The 13,756-nt window shown below is 39.6% G+C and carries 18 protein-coding genes and 1 tRNA gene; 4 read left to right on the forward strand and 15 right to left on the reverse strand.

Features of this window, described 5'->3' with window-relative positions:
• Window positions 1-58: 58 nt before the first annotated feature.
• From purB to purE, 3 genes are read right to left on the reverse strand one after another with little or no spacing between them, the layout of a single operon-like run.
• Window positions 59-1,354 (reverse strand): adenylosuccinate lyase, encoded by a 1,296-nt coding sequence (purB, locus tag FC14_RS08050; protein ID WP_056977268.1) that lies wholly within the window; start codon window positions 1,352-1,354, stop codon window positions 59-61.
• Window positions 1,355-1,363: 9 nt separating this feature from the next.
• Entirely contained in the window at window positions 1,364-2,491 is a 1,128-nt protein-coding gene (purK, locus tag FC14_RS08055) for a 5-(carboxyamino)imidazole ribonucleotide synthase (protein WP_056977270.1), read from the reverse strand.
• Window positions 2,484-2,948 (reverse strand): 5-(carboxyamino)imidazole ribonucleotide mutase, encoded by a 465-nt coding sequence (gene purE / locus FC14_RS08060; protein WP_056977399.1) that lies wholly within the window; start codon window positions 2,946-2,948, stop codon window positions 2,484-2,486. Before purE ends, purK begins: the two co-directional genes overlap by 8 nt.
• A 268-nt stretch (window positions 2,949-3,216) precedes the next feature.
• Here purE and FC14_RS08065 point away from each other — a divergent pair, with 268 nt between their 5' ends.
• Window positions 3,217-3,942, forward strand: coding sequence for a deoxynucleoside kinase (locus FC14_RS08065; RefSeq protein WP_056977272.1), 726 nt, complete (start codon window positions 3,217-3,219; stop codon window positions 3,940-3,942).
• Window positions 3,943-3,986: 44 nt separating this feature from the next.
• On the opposite strand, the gene FC14_RS08070 is transcribed toward FC14_RS08065, so the two are convergent.
• The 3 genes from FC14_RS08070 to FC14_RS08080 form a co-directional block, all read right to left on the reverse strand.
• A complete protein-coding gene (locus FC14_RS08070; protein WP_056977274.1) occupies window positions 3,987-4,790 on the reverse strand; it encodes a LicD family protein in 804 nt (267 codons plus the stop codon).
• Window positions 4,791-4,812: 22 nt separating this feature from the next.
• The gene (locus FC14_RS08075; RefSeq protein ID WP_050611887.1) at window positions 4,813-5,274 is read right to left on the reverse strand and encodes a universal stress protein; all 462 of its coding nucleotides are present in this window, start codon (window positions 5,272-5,274) and stop codon (window positions 4,813-4,815) included.
• A gap of 164 nt (window positions 5,275-5,438) precedes the next feature.
• The gene (locus tag FC14_RS08080; protein WP_056977276.1) at window positions 5,439-6,632 is read right to left on the reverse strand and encodes an acetate/propionate family kinase; all 1,194 of its coding nucleotides are present in this window, start codon (window positions 6,630-6,632) and stop codon (window positions 5,439-5,441) included.
• Window positions 6,633-6,891: 259 nt separating this feature from the next.
• On the opposite strand from FC14_RS08080, the gene FC14_RS08085 reads away from it, so the two are divergent.
• Window positions 6,892-7,449 (forward strand): nucleotidyltransferase family protein, encoded by a 558-nt coding sequence (locus FC14_RS08085; protein WP_056977278.1) that lies wholly within the window; start codon window positions 6,892-6,894, stop codon window positions 7,447-7,449.
• Between the two features lie 72 nt (window positions 7,450-7,521).
• Here FC14_RS08085 and FC14_RS08090 read toward each other — a convergent pair whose 3' ends face one another.
• The 6 genes from FC14_RS08090 to FC14_RS08115 form a co-directional block, all read right to left on the reverse strand.
• Complete coding sequence (locus tag FC14_RS08090; RefSeq protein ID WP_056977280.1) at window positions 7,522-8,955, reverse strand: APC family permease; 1,434 nt, start codon at window positions 8,953-8,955, stop codon at window positions 7,522-7,524.
• A gap of 228 nt (window positions 8,956-9,183) precedes the next feature.
• Window positions 9,184-9,765, reverse strand: a complete 582-nt coding sequence (locus FC14_RS08095; protein WP_056977282.1) for an LOG family protein — start codon at window positions 9,763-9,765, stop codon at window positions 9,184-9,186.
• Window positions 9,765-10,163, reverse strand: a complete 399-nt coding sequence (locus FC14_RS08100) for a hypothetical protein (RefSeq protein ID WP_056977284.1) — start codon at window positions 10,161-10,163, stop codon at window positions 9,765-9,767. Before FC14_RS08100 ends, FC14_RS08095 begins: the two co-directional genes overlap by 1 nt.
• Before the next feature lie 36 nt (window positions 10,164-10,199).
• On the reverse strand, window positions 10,200-10,541 hold the full coding sequence (locus tag FC14_RS08105; protein ID WP_056977286.1) for a hypothetical protein: 342 nt from the start codon (window positions 10,539-10,541) through the stop codon (window positions 10,200-10,202).
• A 103-nt stretch (window positions 10,542-10,644) separates the two neighbouring features.
• The gene (locus FC14_RS08110) at window positions 10,645-11,094 is read right to left on the reverse strand and encodes a universal stress protein (RefSeq protein ID WP_056977288.1); all 450 of its coding nucleotides are present in this window, start codon (window positions 11,092-11,094) and stop codon (window positions 10,645-10,647) included.
• Between the two features lie 66 nt (window positions 11,095-11,160).
• Window positions 11,161-11,451: a hypothetical protein gene (locus FC14_RS08115; protein ID WP_056977290.1), complete on the reverse strand. Its 291-nt coding sequence runs from the start codon at window positions 11,449-11,451 to the stop codon at window positions 11,161-11,163.
• Window positions 11,452-11,636: 185 nt separating this feature from the next.
• Here FC14_RS08115 and FC14_RS08120 point away from each other — a divergent pair, with 185 nt between their 5' ends.
• The gene (locus tag FC14_RS08120) at window positions 11,637-11,921 is read left to right on the forward strand and encodes a hypothetical protein (RefSeq protein ID WP_050611878.1); all 285 of its coding nucleotides are present in this window, start codon (window positions 11,637-11,639) and stop codon (window positions 11,919-11,921) included.
• Window positions 11,922-11,992: 71 nt separating this feature from the next.
• Window positions 11,993-12,077, forward strand: a tRNA-Leu gene (locus FC14_RS08125).
• A 113-nt stretch (window positions 12,078-12,190) separates the two neighbouring features.
• Here FC14_RS08125 and FC14_RS10755 read toward each other — a convergent pair.
• The 3 genes from FC14_RS10755 to FC14_RS08135 form a co-directional block, all read right to left on the reverse strand.
• Window positions 12,191-12,361: a hypothetical protein gene (locus FC14_RS10755; RefSeq protein ID WP_167589407.1), complete on the reverse strand. Its 171-nt coding sequence runs from the start codon at window positions 12,359-12,361 to the stop codon at window positions 12,191-12,193.
• 142 nt (window positions 12,362-12,503) lie between these two features.
• A complete protein-coding gene (locus FC14_RS11045) occupies window positions 12,504-12,635 on the reverse strand; it encodes a hypothetical protein (protein WP_268872182.1) in 132 nt (43 codons plus the stop codon).
• Window positions 12,636-12,832: 197 nt separating this feature from the next.
• Window positions 12,833-13,756 (reverse strand): transposase (locus FC14_RS08135; RefSeq protein ID WP_235804525.1); only part of this gene is annotated, 924 nt, incomplete at its 5' end.

Consider the following 13,756-nt stretch of genomic DNA (forward strand, 5'->3'; position numbering starts at 1 on the left):
TTTCATCATAAAATAAAACATATCGCTTAACAAGCCGTTAAGCGATATGTGTAAATAGCTATTCTAGTCCTACTCGTTTGAAGATATCATCAACATGCTTTAAGTGCCAGTGATAATCAAAGGCATCGTCTAAATCTTCCTTGGAAAGACGACCAGTGATTTCTGGGTCTGCTTCTAATAACGGCCTAAATGGACGTTGTTCATCCCAAGCTTGCGCGGTCTTAGGTTGAATCAAATCATAGGCGGCTTCCCGACTCATTCCTGTGTCAATTAATTTAAGTAAGACCCGGCCACTGTAAATCAAACCAAAGGTCCGGTCCATGTTGCGCTTCATATTTTCTGGAAAGACGGTTAAGTTCTTAACGATATTTCCAAACCGGTGCAGCATGTAGTCAATCAGGATGGTTGTATCTGGTAAGATAATCCGTTCTGCTGATGAATGAGAAATGTCACGTTCGTGCCATAAAGCAACGTCTTCATAAGCTGTTACCATGTGGCCTCTGACTACCCTAGCAAGACCACAGATGTTTTCGGACCCGATTGGGTTGCGCTTATGTGGCATAGCTGAGGAACCCTTTTGTCCCTTAGCAAAGTGTTCTTCCACTTCACGTGTCTCTGATTTTTGCAAGCCACGAATTTCGGTTGCAAATTCTTCTAGGCTAGTTGCAATCAATGCCAAAGCTGCAAGGTATTCAGCATGTAAGTCACGTGGAAGGACTTGACTTGAAATTTCTTGTGGACGAATCCCTAACTTCTTGCAAACATATTCTTCGATAAAGGGATCGATGTTGGCGAAGGTTCCGACGGCACCACTAATTTTACCAGCTTCCACTCCGGCAGCCGCATGTTCAAACCGTTCAATATCCCGCTTGATTTCTGAGTACCACCGGGCTAACTTCAAGCCAAAAGTGGTTGGTTCTGCGTGCACCCCGTGAGTTCTCCCCATGCAAACTGTGTTCTTGTACTTTCTTGCTTGGTTAGCAATAATTTCCTTAAATTCTGCTAAGTCTTTACGGAGGTGGTCATTAACCTGTTTTAGTTGGTAACCGTAGGCCGTATCAACCACGTCGGTACTTGTTAGGCCGTAGTGAACCCACTTCTTTTCATCACCTAAAGATTCAGATACTGTCCTAGTAAAGGCAATTACATCGTGCTTAGTGACAGCCTCAATTTCTGCAATGCGGTTAATATCAAACTTGGCATTCTTTCGTAGCTTTTCAACATCTTCAGCCGGAATGTGACCTAATTTGGACCAAGCTTCATCAGCAGCTAACTCCACTTCTAACCAACATTCATACTTCTTTTCATCTGTCCATAAGGCTGCCATCTCTGGGCGGGTATATCTTGAAATCATTATGTTCTCCTATTCTTTATCCCAAATTTTAGTTGCTTTAATCTCAGCTAGGGTTGCTTCCAGGTCATCAGTCAAAATAGTAATGTGACCCATCTTACGATCAACCCTGCTTTCGGCTTTACCATAATCATGGAAATGCCAAGCTGGCTTTTGCTTAATTAACTGCCGGCTAGACTCTAAGTGTTGTCCCAAAACATTAACCATCACTACCGGCTTTAATAATTTGACCTGTGGCAACGGCCAATTACAAATGGCCCGGTTATGAATTGCAAATTGTGAAAAATCACAGGCTTCAATCGAATAGTGGCCTGAGTTATGTGGTCGGGGCGCCAGTTCATTTACATACAGTTGACCATCTTGACCAACAAACAGCTCTACTCCTAAAATTCCACACAAATTCAGTCCCTTAGCAATCGTTACCGCCATCTTTTGCGCTTGTTCTTGAAGGGTAGTGCTAATTCTAGCGGGGACAATGCTTTCATGAAGGATTTGGTTACGGTGAATATTTTCGCTAACCGGAAAAACTGTCACCTGGCCTAACAGATTGCGTCCAACCATTACAGAGCACTCTTTTTCAAAGGCAACCCATCCTTCTAAGATACACTGCCCTTTTTGTAAAAGTTCCTGTGCTTGGGCATAATCGGCTTCAGTTCTTAATACAACTTGAGCCTTGCCATCATAACCACCCTGACATGTTTTCAACACACTTGGATAGCCAATGGCTGCCAAAGCTTGTTTTAAATCAGTTTCAGTAGCAACACTTCTGAAGGGAGCTACCTTAAGCCCATGCTCCTTCAAGAAGGTCTTTTCCCGCAATCGATCCTTGGTAATCCGTAAAAGCTCCGTCCCTTGGGGGATTGATACCTTATCTGCCACATCTTCTAGGGCGTTTAAATCAACATTTTCGAATTCATAGGTCAAAACATCGGCCAATTCAGCTAGCTTTTCAATGGCGGCAATGTCATCGTAAGCAGCCACAATCTGCTTATCACAAGCTTGCCCGGTAGGACAGGTTTCGTCTGGATCTAAAACAATTACCTTCATTCCAGCTTGCTTAGCATCAAAAGCTAGCATCTGACCTAACTGGCCACCACCTATAATACCGATGGTTTGTCCTTGCTCAATATAATTAGACAAGTTGGTCACCACTTTCTTGAGCTTGATCGTGCATTTCTTGGCGGTAGTTATTAATTTGTGCTTGAACTGCGGAATCACTAATCCCTAGAATTTGTAGGGCTAGTAAGGCCGCATTTTTAGCACCGGCTACCCCAATAGCAGTTGTAGCTACTGGGATGCCAGCCGGCATTTGCACGATTGATAACAGCGAATCTAAACCGTTTAAAGCGCGGGACTGAACCGGCACCCCAATTACTGGTAAGGGCGTGTTAGCAGCTACCATCCCCGGTAAGTGCGCAGCTCCACCAGCACCTGCAATGATAACCTTAACTCCGGCAGCCACTGCTCCTTGCGCAAAAGCAAACATTTCCTTAGGCATTCTGTGTGCGGAAATAACTTGTTTGTCGTAACTAACATTAAACTGATCTAAAATTTTGGCAGCTTCTTTCATGGTCGCCCAATCAGAAGAACTTCCCATAACAATTGCGATTTGTGCTGACACAACAATCCCTCCTACTCGTCTTAAGAATAACAAAGCCCAACTTAATTGTCAAAGAAAATTCGAACTATTTTAATTTAATTTTTATATTCGTACGTGATTTGTCTTAACGAACGTTCGTGTTTGGTTTGTTCATGCCAATAAGTGCGAACTTTACCACAGATAATAAATATTTAATTAGATGGCTTGTATTTAACACTTAAGCTCTGTAAAATTACTGTTAGTATGTCTTTAAGGAGGCTTTTTTGTGATTACCTTAGCCGGAATTATCGGATCAGGCAAATCAAGTTTGACCGAACTACTCGCCCAAGAACTAGGAAGTCGGGCCTTTTTTGAACCAGTTAGCGACAATCCCGTCTTACCCCTTTTTTACAAAGGAAATGAGTTAGCTGCTAAAAAAAGACAGGCTGGCCAAAAGGATGCAACTAATCCTTACGCTTACCTACTTCAAACATTCTTTTTAAATCGTCGTTTTAAAATGATGAAGGAAGCCCGTGCTAGTCATAACGCTATTTTAGACCGTTCCATTTATGAGGACGCCATGTTTATGAAGATGAACACTGATATGGGCAACGCTACTGCCATTGAATACGAAATTTACCAAGAATTGTTGGCCAATATGTTAGCCGAACTAGAACAGGTCAGCCAAGAAGAGGCTAGTGATTTAACCGTTTTTATCAAGGTTTCCTACAAAACAATGATTAAGCGGATTGAAAAACGTGGACGTGAATACGAACAGATTTCTAGTGACCCTTCTCTCGTCGATTATTACCAACGACTACTCAAGTATTATGCTAAGTGGGAACAGGATTTTAAGGGATCTCCACTTTTAATTATCGATGGCGATAAATACGATTTTGTTGAAAATCAGTCAGACCGCAACTATGTCTTAAATTTAATTGAAACTAAGCTAGTTGAACTAGGACAATTAAGCGAGTCTGAATTTGCACGCCTAAAAACGGCCCGCGCTTAGCAATACAAAAGCGGATTTCATGTCAAAAACATGGAATCCGCTTTTTAGCGTTCTTTAATATTACTAAGGTGCTTACTTGTCCGTTGTTCTAGTGGTGGTAATTTCTGATAATTGCCATACATTTGAGTTAAAATGGCAGCGTAACTTTGCGGGGCTTTAAGCTTTAAGCCTTCAAAGTCGAGTAACACTAGTTTTCTTAATTCCGCTTTAGCAAAAACTTCCTTTTCATAGCTATACTGAGAAGCTAGATTCTTTACTTCTGGCAACAAGTCGTCAACATTGTACTGGCGCATAAGCTCTTCTCGTTTAGCCTTTAGTTGCTCAATTTCATCTAGTTTACTAATAACCTTTTCCTTAGCCGAATTAACCATTCGCTCTGGCATCGGAATTAGACTGTAATTGAGTTTTAACAATAATTGATCATTGGCCACCTTAAAGTTAACCATCTGTAAGCTTCGCTCGACTTTTCCCATCGGAATAGTATCAAAGGGAAAAATATCAATAAATAAACCACTTCTCGCATTATTATAGTTAAACCGTTCTTGAATGATAAACCGTTCATCTAGTAATTTGGCGTAACTTAAAGCGTAGTGATGATCAGACCATGGTGTTTGCAAAAAATAGTAATCTTTACTCAGTTGCTGGGGCAAAATTTTAAGTAGCTTATCATAATCACTCCGTAACATCCCAATGTCAACGTCGTCATCCCAAGGAATAAACCCTTGATGCCTAACTGCCCCCAATAAAGTTCCCCCAATTAAAAAGTAGTTAAGCTTATTTTGATCACATATGCGTTTAAACTCTGCCAACAAAGCCAACTCGACTTCGTGCACCGCTGCAATTTCCACCTAACAACATCCTTTCATTTGCCTAAGCTTGACTAGTAACTACCAGCGTATCCCGCTTGGAGGCCCTAACCACATAACTTGCGGTTGACCCAATCATGACTTGTTCAACCCGATTTAAGCCGGTGGCCCCGACAATGATTAAATCAGCTTGATATTGCTGTGCCAAATTCTTTGCTAATTCTTCTTTAGGTGAACCAATCACTACCACCGTCTCAGCAGTTACCCCTGCTTGGCTAGCCTCCTTTGCATACTTTTGTAGCATCTCTTCCCGATGCTTTCGCTCTTCATTAGTCATTTGATCATCTGAATTAGAGTCAACTTCTAAGCCAGGACCACCAAACCCAACAGAAACATAAGGTTTTATGACCGAAGCTAACACCAACTTAGCATCAGAATATTTAGCTAGTTCAAGCGCCTTGTTAACTGCTTCCTTGGCATTCTTTGAGCCATCAACTCCGACTAAGATAACTTGATATTTTTTCATAAAGACCGCTCCCTTTACAAATTAGTTACCTTACTAACCAGTTCTGTTTCTCACTTGTATTATAACATAAAATTAGTTCGATACAGCTTTTCTAAGTACGCTCTAACTAAAAACCTTCAAGCATCTAACTTTTCACTCTAGATACTTGAAGGTCAAAATAATAGCTACCTAGCTAACGCTTGCACATCCCTTGCAATTACTAATTCCTCGTCTGTCATAATCCGCATCACCTTCACCTTAGAATCGGGAGTAGAAACAAAGGTATTTTTACCAAAGGTTGCATTCGCTACTACATCCTCTTTAATCCCGAGGTAAGCCAAACGCTTCATTACCAAAGAACGAACTGGTTGCGAATTTTCTCCAATTCCAGCCGTGAAAACAATCCCGTCAACGCCTTGCATTTCAGCGATATACTGGCCAATATATTTAACAATGTTCTTAACAAAAATATCCACTGCTAATTGCGCCCGGTGGTTACTAGGAGCCGCAGCTAATACGTCCCTCATATCCGAAGAAACTCCTGAAATGCCTAGTAAACTAGCGTCATGATTAAGACGGTCAATCATCTCGCTCATGTCAGCTATCTCAGGGTCCTTTTCAATCAAATACGATAATAAAGATGGATCCACATCTCCAGAACGCGTAGCCATTGTTACCCCTGATAGGGGGGTAAAGCCCATTGACGTATCAAAAGACTTACCATCCTTAATGGCTGTAAGCGACGCCCCCGCGCCCAAATGACAGGTAATCAATTTTAAATCTGCGAGTGGCTTTCCCATTAACTTAGCCGCTTCTTGCGCAACATAGCGATGACTTGTGCCATGGGCCCCATAACGACGAGCATTATATTTTTGGTACCATTCGTAAGGCAAACTGTAGATAAAGTTTTCTTCTGGCATAGTTTGGTGAAAGGCGGTGTCAAAGACGCCAACCTCTAAAGCTTGGGGTAATTTTTTCTTAAAAGCCCTAATTCCCACCAAGTGAGCGGGGTTATGCAAAGGAGCGAGCGGAATTAGCTGCTCAATTTTAGCTTCCGCTTCGTCATCAATGATTGTTGATTCCTTAAAGTACTCACCGCCAGCCACAATCCTGTGACCAATTCCAGTAATTTCACCGTAATCTTCAATAATCTTAAACTCAATTAATAAATCCATTAAAAGGTCAACCGCCACACGGTGATCACTTACCTTTCTAGTCTCGGTATATACCTGACCAGCTCCGTATTTAAGGGTCACGCCCCCATCCTTAAACCCAATTCTCTCAATTAAACCCGCTGCTAGAACTTTTTCCGCAGGCATCTCAAATAATTTAAATTTTAAACTAGAACTTCCAGAGTTGATTGCTAGAATTTTTTTCACATATACTCCTCCAAAATAGTAGCACCTTTATAAAAATTACGATTCTATCTAAAGTGCTAACCCATTTTACATAGTTTTAATATAGCAAAATTTGCTCAGCTTTGCACGTTTTTTATCAATATCCTTCCCTTTAGTTATCGTTAAGATAAGCATTATTTGTTGATTGTTAATTATTTTCAGAAAATCATGTTACTGAATTTCAAAAATGCCACAATAAAGGGTAAGAGACGACAGAAATAGAAGGGAATTATCTTCACTAATGAAATATCAAGAACAACTAGAGCAATTACTTATCAATAACCCTGAAATTAACGAAATTTTTGCAATCCTCCGCAAGTTTCACCTAGGGCAAGCTTATCTCTGTGCAGGCTCTGTCAGGACTTTGGTTTGGAATTCACTGATTCAACGAGAAACTAATTTAAAATTAGGTAATTTAGACATTTTTTATAACGCTCAATTTGAAAGTGCAGAAGAACACCAAGTACTGACTACCCGCTTAAACCAAACCTATTCAAAATATCTTTGGAGCCTAAACAATCTCAGTCAAATCAATCCGCACGCAGGTCATCACCAAAATGGGCAGGCCCTCCCAGACGTGATTGCTGCTTTTCCCGAGACTGCTTCAGCCGTTGGGGTCAACCTTGATTTTCAAGGTAAAGTTAGCATCATTGCTCCTTATGGTCTCAACGATTTGTTCGAGTTTAAACTAGTTGCTAGTCCTAATTTCTTAACCGACTCAACTAAGCTAGCTCAATTTCATAAACGGGTCGAACGTAAAAACTGGCTAACTATTTGGCCACAACTTACCCTCGCATAAAACTAACCCACTAAAAAAGCTACGTCTTCGTCAAGAATCACGAAGTACGTAGCTTTTTTTACCAAGTTTTAATTACTTTTTCTTAGCTAGGATTGAATGTGACATCCCATAACTAAAGTAGATAATCACACCCAAAATGAACCAATAACCAGCGTATTCCTTAGCTTCAATATCCAAGCCCCAAAAAACTGCTAACGCTCCTAGAAAAGCAACTGCAGGTAAAACTGGGTAAAATGGCATCTTAAAGCCTGGCATCTGTAAGTCTTTTCCTTCACGGGGCCGAATTGCGTAAATTCCTAACGAAACAAACATGAAGGCAATTAAAGTCCCGGCAGAAACCAACTGAGATAAAGTTTCAAATGGAAAGACCGCCCCTAAGATAACCGTAACTACAGTTAAGGTCAATAGGGCATTATTAGGTAATTGGTTTTTATTTAACTTGCCTAACCAACTAGGTAACATTCCATCACGTCCAAAGGAATAAAGTAACCGGGAACCAGCTAACATCATCCCGATTAAGGCAGTAAACATCCCTAAAACGGCGATAGATGAAACAACTGTCGCTACCACCGGATGACCCGCATTACGTAAAGCCCAACCAACCGGTTCAGCGTTATCAGCAAAGTTAGTATACTTATACATTCCTACCAAAACTAGGGAAACAGACACGAATAATAACACTGCAATTAATAAGGAACCTAAAATCCCCCGTGGCATCGTCTTAGACGGGTTCTTAGCTTCTGCAGCATTAGCAGCGATTGAATCAAACCCAATGTAAGCCAAGAAGATGGAAGATACCCCTGCATAAATACCTTGCCAACCCCCAAATGGTGTTCCATCTGGGTTAGTGTGGTGGGCTGGAATAAATGGTGTATAGTTACTAAACTTGATTGCAGTTGCACCAACAACGATAAATAATAAAATAGCTAAAACTTTCAAAATAACTAGTGCATTTTGAACCCGGGCCGCTTCAGAAACACCCCGTGAAATCAAAGACGCAATCAGTAATAACACTACCACCGCAATAATATCAATTACCCCACCATTACTACCAAATGGGTTGGACAAGGCGGCAGGTAACTTAAAGCCTAACGGTTCAATTAAACCTCTAAAGTTAGCCGACAGCCCTGAACCAACGAAGGCAACCGCAATAAAATACTCGGCCAACAAAGCCCAGCCAGCTACCCAACCAAAAAATTCTCCAAAAACAACGTTAATCCAAGAGTAAGCAGAACCAGCAAAAGGCATGGTTGAAGCCATTTCGGCGTAAGCAAAAGCCACTAAAGCGGCGACGACGGCAGCTGCTAGGAAGGATAAAGCAACAGCTGGACCAGCATACTTAGCCGCTACTACCCCAGGTAAAGTGAAGATGGCAGTACTGACAATTGTTCCGACCCCTAAAGCTAAGAAATCCTTAGTGGTCAATACTTGTAGCAAGTGAGCATCCTTGGCTTTATAAACCGACGGATCCTCCTTAGCCATCATACGTTTCCAAATATTTTTCATTTCAATCAAGTCCCTTCCATAATTTAAAACTAACTTGTAAATTTATTAAGTTATTATAGCAAGTTAAATAAAATGAGTCAACGGTTAAAAGTTTCAGTTTTTTTCTTATAATTATATATTTTTCAAAACTAAAACCCTTACTTTAGTAGTCATAACCCTTCTAGGAAGCTCTAATTTTTCTTTGATTTACAAACTAGATTGAAATTCAGTCCGAAATACCTGTTACCTTTATCTTTGGGAAACATCCTGCCACTTATTGGCTTGGTGATACTCGAAGTTTTTGGCTGCCGCTAAACCCGCCATAACCTCTTCAACCACAATCAAGGCATCTAGGTTGGCTTGGGGCATAAATCCCTGTTTGACACCATCTTTTAAGAAGGCTAATAGTTTATCATAGTATCCCCCAATGTTAACTAAAACGATTGGTTTAGTCACCAAGCCCAATTGAGCCCAGGAGTAAACCTGAAAGAATTCTTCCATTGTTCCTAACCCACCCGGAAAAACAACGAATACATCCGCTAACTCAACGAACTTCTGCTTGCGTTCACTCATATCTTTAACGTGAATTAGGCTTGTATTTTTATCCGCTACCACTGCGTGTTTTTCTAAAACTTTAGGAATAACCCCTATCACTTTTCCACCAGCAGTGACTACATCTTGATATAGGGCTCCCATTAAACCTAGTCTTCCACCGCCATAGACTAAAGTTTTCCTATGTTCAACCAAATAAGTCGCTAATTGCTTTAGCTGCTGTTCAAATTCGGCAAGTTTACCTAGATTAGAACCACAAAAAACACAAATATTATCCATTAGAATTCACCAACTTCGTTTGAAAATAATAAACCATAGATAAATAAGCCTGGAGCCACTAGTAACAATAAGAGGTGCTTACCAAAGGCTAACACCCAACTGCTTAAAATCTCGCTAGCCTTATCGCCAGCAATCCTATCATCATGGCTTCTTCGTAACCCTTCTGGTGCCGGCTTGCTTTTGCTCCGTCTTAGCGGTTGTTCTGCCGGTTGCTCATTTTCAAGTTGCTTAGCTTGATTTAAATTATATGGATAGAAGGTTAGATAATTACAAATCACATAATAATTTAAGAGATACTGCCAGTTACTTGCATTTATTAAATTAACTAACGCAATTGCCACCACTAAAGGTAATAATCCCTTAGCCAGCGCAATACCATAATCCTTTAAACTTAACATCTTTCTCACCTAATTATTTTTTTAGTTTGATTATACCTAATCTTTAAGAGCTAAAATCCTAAAAATTTGATAAGTTAGCTTGTTAGTTACGATGGAGGCAACCGTATATAAATCTATAAAAAAGGCTACTTCTATTTGTTTACCCTTAAACGCCATAAAGATGGCTATCAAAAATAAAGTCTGTTCTAGCAATGACCACTTTCGTTTAGTCTTACTTAGTTCAGCTATCATTTGTGTTTCCATTTGCGACAATTCTTCTACTGAGCGAACTAAACTCCTGCGTTTAAACTTTGTCATCTCCACGCTTAAATAAATATTATAGCTCAACAAAACTACTAATAAAACATAAATTATCCATTTGATAACTTCGCCTAACATTATCTCACCTACTACGACAATTTTTCATATTTAATGTTACCACATTTAACCTAAAAAATAAGGATAGGCACCATAAATGCCTATCCTTATCCTAACTAAGTAATTAGCGTGCAATCATAACGTCACAAGCAGCTGTCCTAATGACATAATCACTAACTGCTCCCACCAACACTCTTTCGACTGGATTAAGACCAGTTGGCCCCATCACAATCAAATCTGTCTCATGATCATTAGGGAAATCACGTGCAATCACATTTCTTGGTGAGCCAAAGCGAACGTGGATAGCAACATCCGTCACGCCTTGTTCCTCCACATGCTTCTTTAAACCTTCAAGATATTTTTCTACATCCTCAAATGATTGGTAAACAACGTCCCCGTTAGCATCAATCATGCCCCCAAAACTAACAGAGAATTGCTTTAAGTCAATAACATTTAAGATATCGAGGTGGGCATTATTTCTTTTTGCAATTTCGGTTCCCGTAACCAGCGCCTTCTCTGCAATTGCAGACCCATCTACAGGAACTAGAATGGTTTTATATTCTTGTCTTAACATAATGTAAGCCCCCTTTATTTAATTAACTGTCTACACCTATAGTATATCATTAATTAATTTAAATATCTAAGCATAACTATCAATAAATTTTTGACAAGCCGTTCTAATATAAGTTAACTCTAACACTAGCTCTAGCTGTTTTTGACTATAAGTCTGAATGGCTTCCAGTAGCTCATAATAAGCGCTTATCTCCGTCGATAAATTTGCCAACTCAGCTGTTACCGACCGCAATAACGTCTTTTTGATGATTTCAGCCCGTTCGTATTCATCTAACGTTGTGCAAGTAATTGCTCGTTGCGCTTCATCTCTATATATTTTTGCTCTTTGGACATAGTAATGTAAGAAATCCTTGGCCATAATACTCCACCCCTCGTGTTTACGCTTTCATTTTAACTTAATTTTATGCTATTAATTCTAAAAAATCAATAATAGCCCTCATAAATCTATTATTTTTTATATTATTTACCAAGATTAGGCTTGTAAGATATCCTAAATTCTATTAAAATTTAACTTAAGGTATTTTTAAAGAATGGAGGGTGTTTATGTTTCTGACCACCGGGGGAATTAATCGGACTTATGCCATCAAAGGAATTGTAAACGCTACAATCAAGAAAACTTTGCTCGCTGAAGAAATTGACAAGGTTGATCAATACGATGAACTCTACGAAGAAATTAAACGACGCTTGGCCAAACGAGCCACCGCTTTAAATGGGGATGCCGTTATCGAAGTGCGCTTTATCCCCGAGATTGTCCGCGTTTCAGTTGGACCAAAATACATGTTGCTTCATGGATACGGTACCGTTATTAGTTTTCCACGCAAAAAATAACTTAGGACCCTTTTCTTTTGTTTAGCTTTGTAGTATATTAAGTAGGTAGTCTTTTTAGACGCTTGCATTTTGCCACTGTGGCGGAATTGGCAGACGCGCAACGTTCAGGTCGTTGTTCGGTTTATCCGAGTACAGGTTCGACTCCTGCCAGTGGCATAATATTATGCGATATAATAGGCTTTTGAGCTGTATTATGTCACCAAATTGTCACTAACACGTTAAAAAACACCTTTTTCTACCATTATGAATAGATTTAAGGTGTTTTTATTTTATTCACTCATCTTTTCTTCAATCATCTTTTTTAATTCTGCTAAATCATCCTGGGTCGCAAATTCATTAATGAATTTCTTGGCTTGAGAACGATAACGATAAATCTTTTGCTTCTCTTTATTCGCTGCTTTCCATTTTTCGTTAGCTCGTTTTTGTGCTTCTGATACCATTAAAAGAATACCACCTTTATCAAACTTAAAATTGCCGTTGCCACAATGGCTCCGATTATCCACTTAAAATATTTTTCTTCTTCCTTCATCTATGTTAGGATATAGGCAAAGGGGTAAAGCTCTTTGAACTTTACCCTTTAGGTTATTTAGTAAGAGTTTCGATAAGTGACTTGATGATTTCAAGCAGTACAGTTACAGGAGCGGCCCATGCTCCAATTGCTGTATACTTGACAATTTTCACTTTGTCGGACTCTTTTTTATTTTTCTTTGCCAAATCCTTTCCTCCTTTCTATATTTAGATTATACCTCTTAACCTATATAATTACAATACTTTTGTCAACTACCCCTCACTAAAGTGAGAGGCTTGTAGCTCACGACCTTACGGTCAGTGGTCATAACGCAATTAATTGCTTCCACACTATACGTGGCTACATCATTGGGTGGTTGACAGCACCCACTTAACTAACACGTTTACGCGTTAGTCGTTAATTCAAATTTAGGTTGTTCTTGCCCACTAATATATTGCATACCCAATAACTGGATATTCATTGCACCTAAGCGGTCATCATTAGAGCGATAATCACAATTAGTGCAATGATACTCGTGTAAGTCGTGATTACGGTTAGATTTTTTAATTGTTCCGCATTTAGGACAACGTTGGGAAGTATATTGAGCTGAAACTTCAATTACCTCACTATTATTTAAGTGAGCTTTGTAAGTCAAGAATTGTGCTAATTGGTAAAAAGCCCAGGATTTATTTTGATTACGTAAGGCTTTAGGTAAATCAGTGCGTTCAAAAGAAACACCTGTTAAATCTTCTAAAACAAATAAGGTGTTGGAACCAAATTTTTGGACCAGTGTCTTAGACAGCCGATGGTTAACATCGGTCATCCAACGGTTCTCTCGTCCGGATAATTTCTTTAAACGCCGTTTAGCTGATTTAGTGCCTTTAGCTTGTAATTTTGCCCGTAACTTTTGATACTTAGCGCGTTTACGCATCACAGCTTTGCCGTCAAAAAAGACGGTTTTACCTTGCTCGTCATAAGTAGTAGCTAAAAAACGTAAACCACGGTCAATGCCAACCACGTGTTTTACAGTTTGGTTATCAAAATCAGCTACAGTTTTAGTAGCTGAAATATGCAAATACCACTTACCACTAGTTTTGAGTAATTTAGCTAAGCCAAACTTCCAAGTGCCATCGAAGTATTGGTCAAAGCCGTGACAAACAGGGGTAACTTTAACTCGACCGTCAAGGGTGTTAATTGATAATTGACCGCTACTTAAATAAGACCAATCACGATTACGTTGTAAATCTACTTGAGGTCGGTTAAAGATAATGGGTTTTTGTAACCAAGTTAAATCTCGAATTTCACGATACCATTCACCAGTATTAAT

Origin of the sequence: Ligilactobacillus agilis DSM 20509 (assembly GCF_001436215.1) — a bacterium.
GTDB lineage: Bacteria > Bacillota > Bacilli > Lactobacillales > Lactobacillaceae > Ligilactobacillus > Ligilactobacillus agilis.

Bases quoted from the DNA above. Each gene is read 5' to 3' on its own strand.
- purB (WP_056977268.1), bottom strand. From the start codon at position 1,354: ATGATTTCAAGATATACCCGCCCAGAGATGGCAGCCTTATGGACAGAT.
- purE (WP_056977399.1), bottom strand. From the start codon at position 2,948: ATGGGAAGTTCTTCTGATTGGGCGACCATGAAAGAAGCTGCCAAAATT.
- FC14_RS08075 (WP_050611887.1), bottom strand. From the start codon at position 5,274: ATGAAAAAATATCAAGTTATCTTAGTCGGAGTTGATGGCTCAAAGAAT.
- FC14_RS08085 (WP_056977278.1), top strand. From the start codon at position 6,892: ATGAAATATCAAGAACAACTAGAGCAATTACTTATCAATAACCCTGAA.
- FC14_RS08090 (WP_056977280.1), bottom strand. From the start codon at position 8,955: ATGAAAAATATTTGGAAACGTATGATGGCTAAGGAGGATCCGTCGGTT.
- FC14_RS08095 (WP_056977282.1), bottom strand. From the start codon at position 9,765: ATGGATAATATTTGTGTTTTTTGTGGTTCTAATCTAGGTAAACTTGCC.
- FC14_RS08100 (WP_056977284.1), bottom strand. From the start codon at position 10,163: ATGTTAAGTTTAAAGGATTATGGTATTGCGCTGGCTAAGGGATTATTA.
- FC14_RS08105 (WP_056977286.1), bottom strand. From the start codon at position 10,541: ATGTTAGGCGAAGTTATCAAATGGATAATTTATGTTTTATTAGTAGTT.
- FC14_RS08110 (WP_056977288.1), bottom strand. From the start codon at position 11,094: ATGTTAAGACAAGAATATAAAACCATTCTAGTTCCTGTAGATGGGTCT.
- FC14_RS08115 (WP_056977290.1), bottom strand. From the start codon at position 11,451: ATGGCCAAGGATTTCTTACATTACTATGTCCAAAGAGCAAAAATATAT.
- FC14_RS08120 (WP_050611878.1), top strand. From the start codon at position 11,637: ATGTTTCTGACCACCGGGGGAATTAATCGGACTTATGCCATCAAAGGA.
- FC14_RS10755 (WP_167589407.1), bottom strand. From the start codon at position 12,361: ATGGTATCAGAAGCACAAAAACGAGCTAACGAAAAATGGAAAGCAGCG.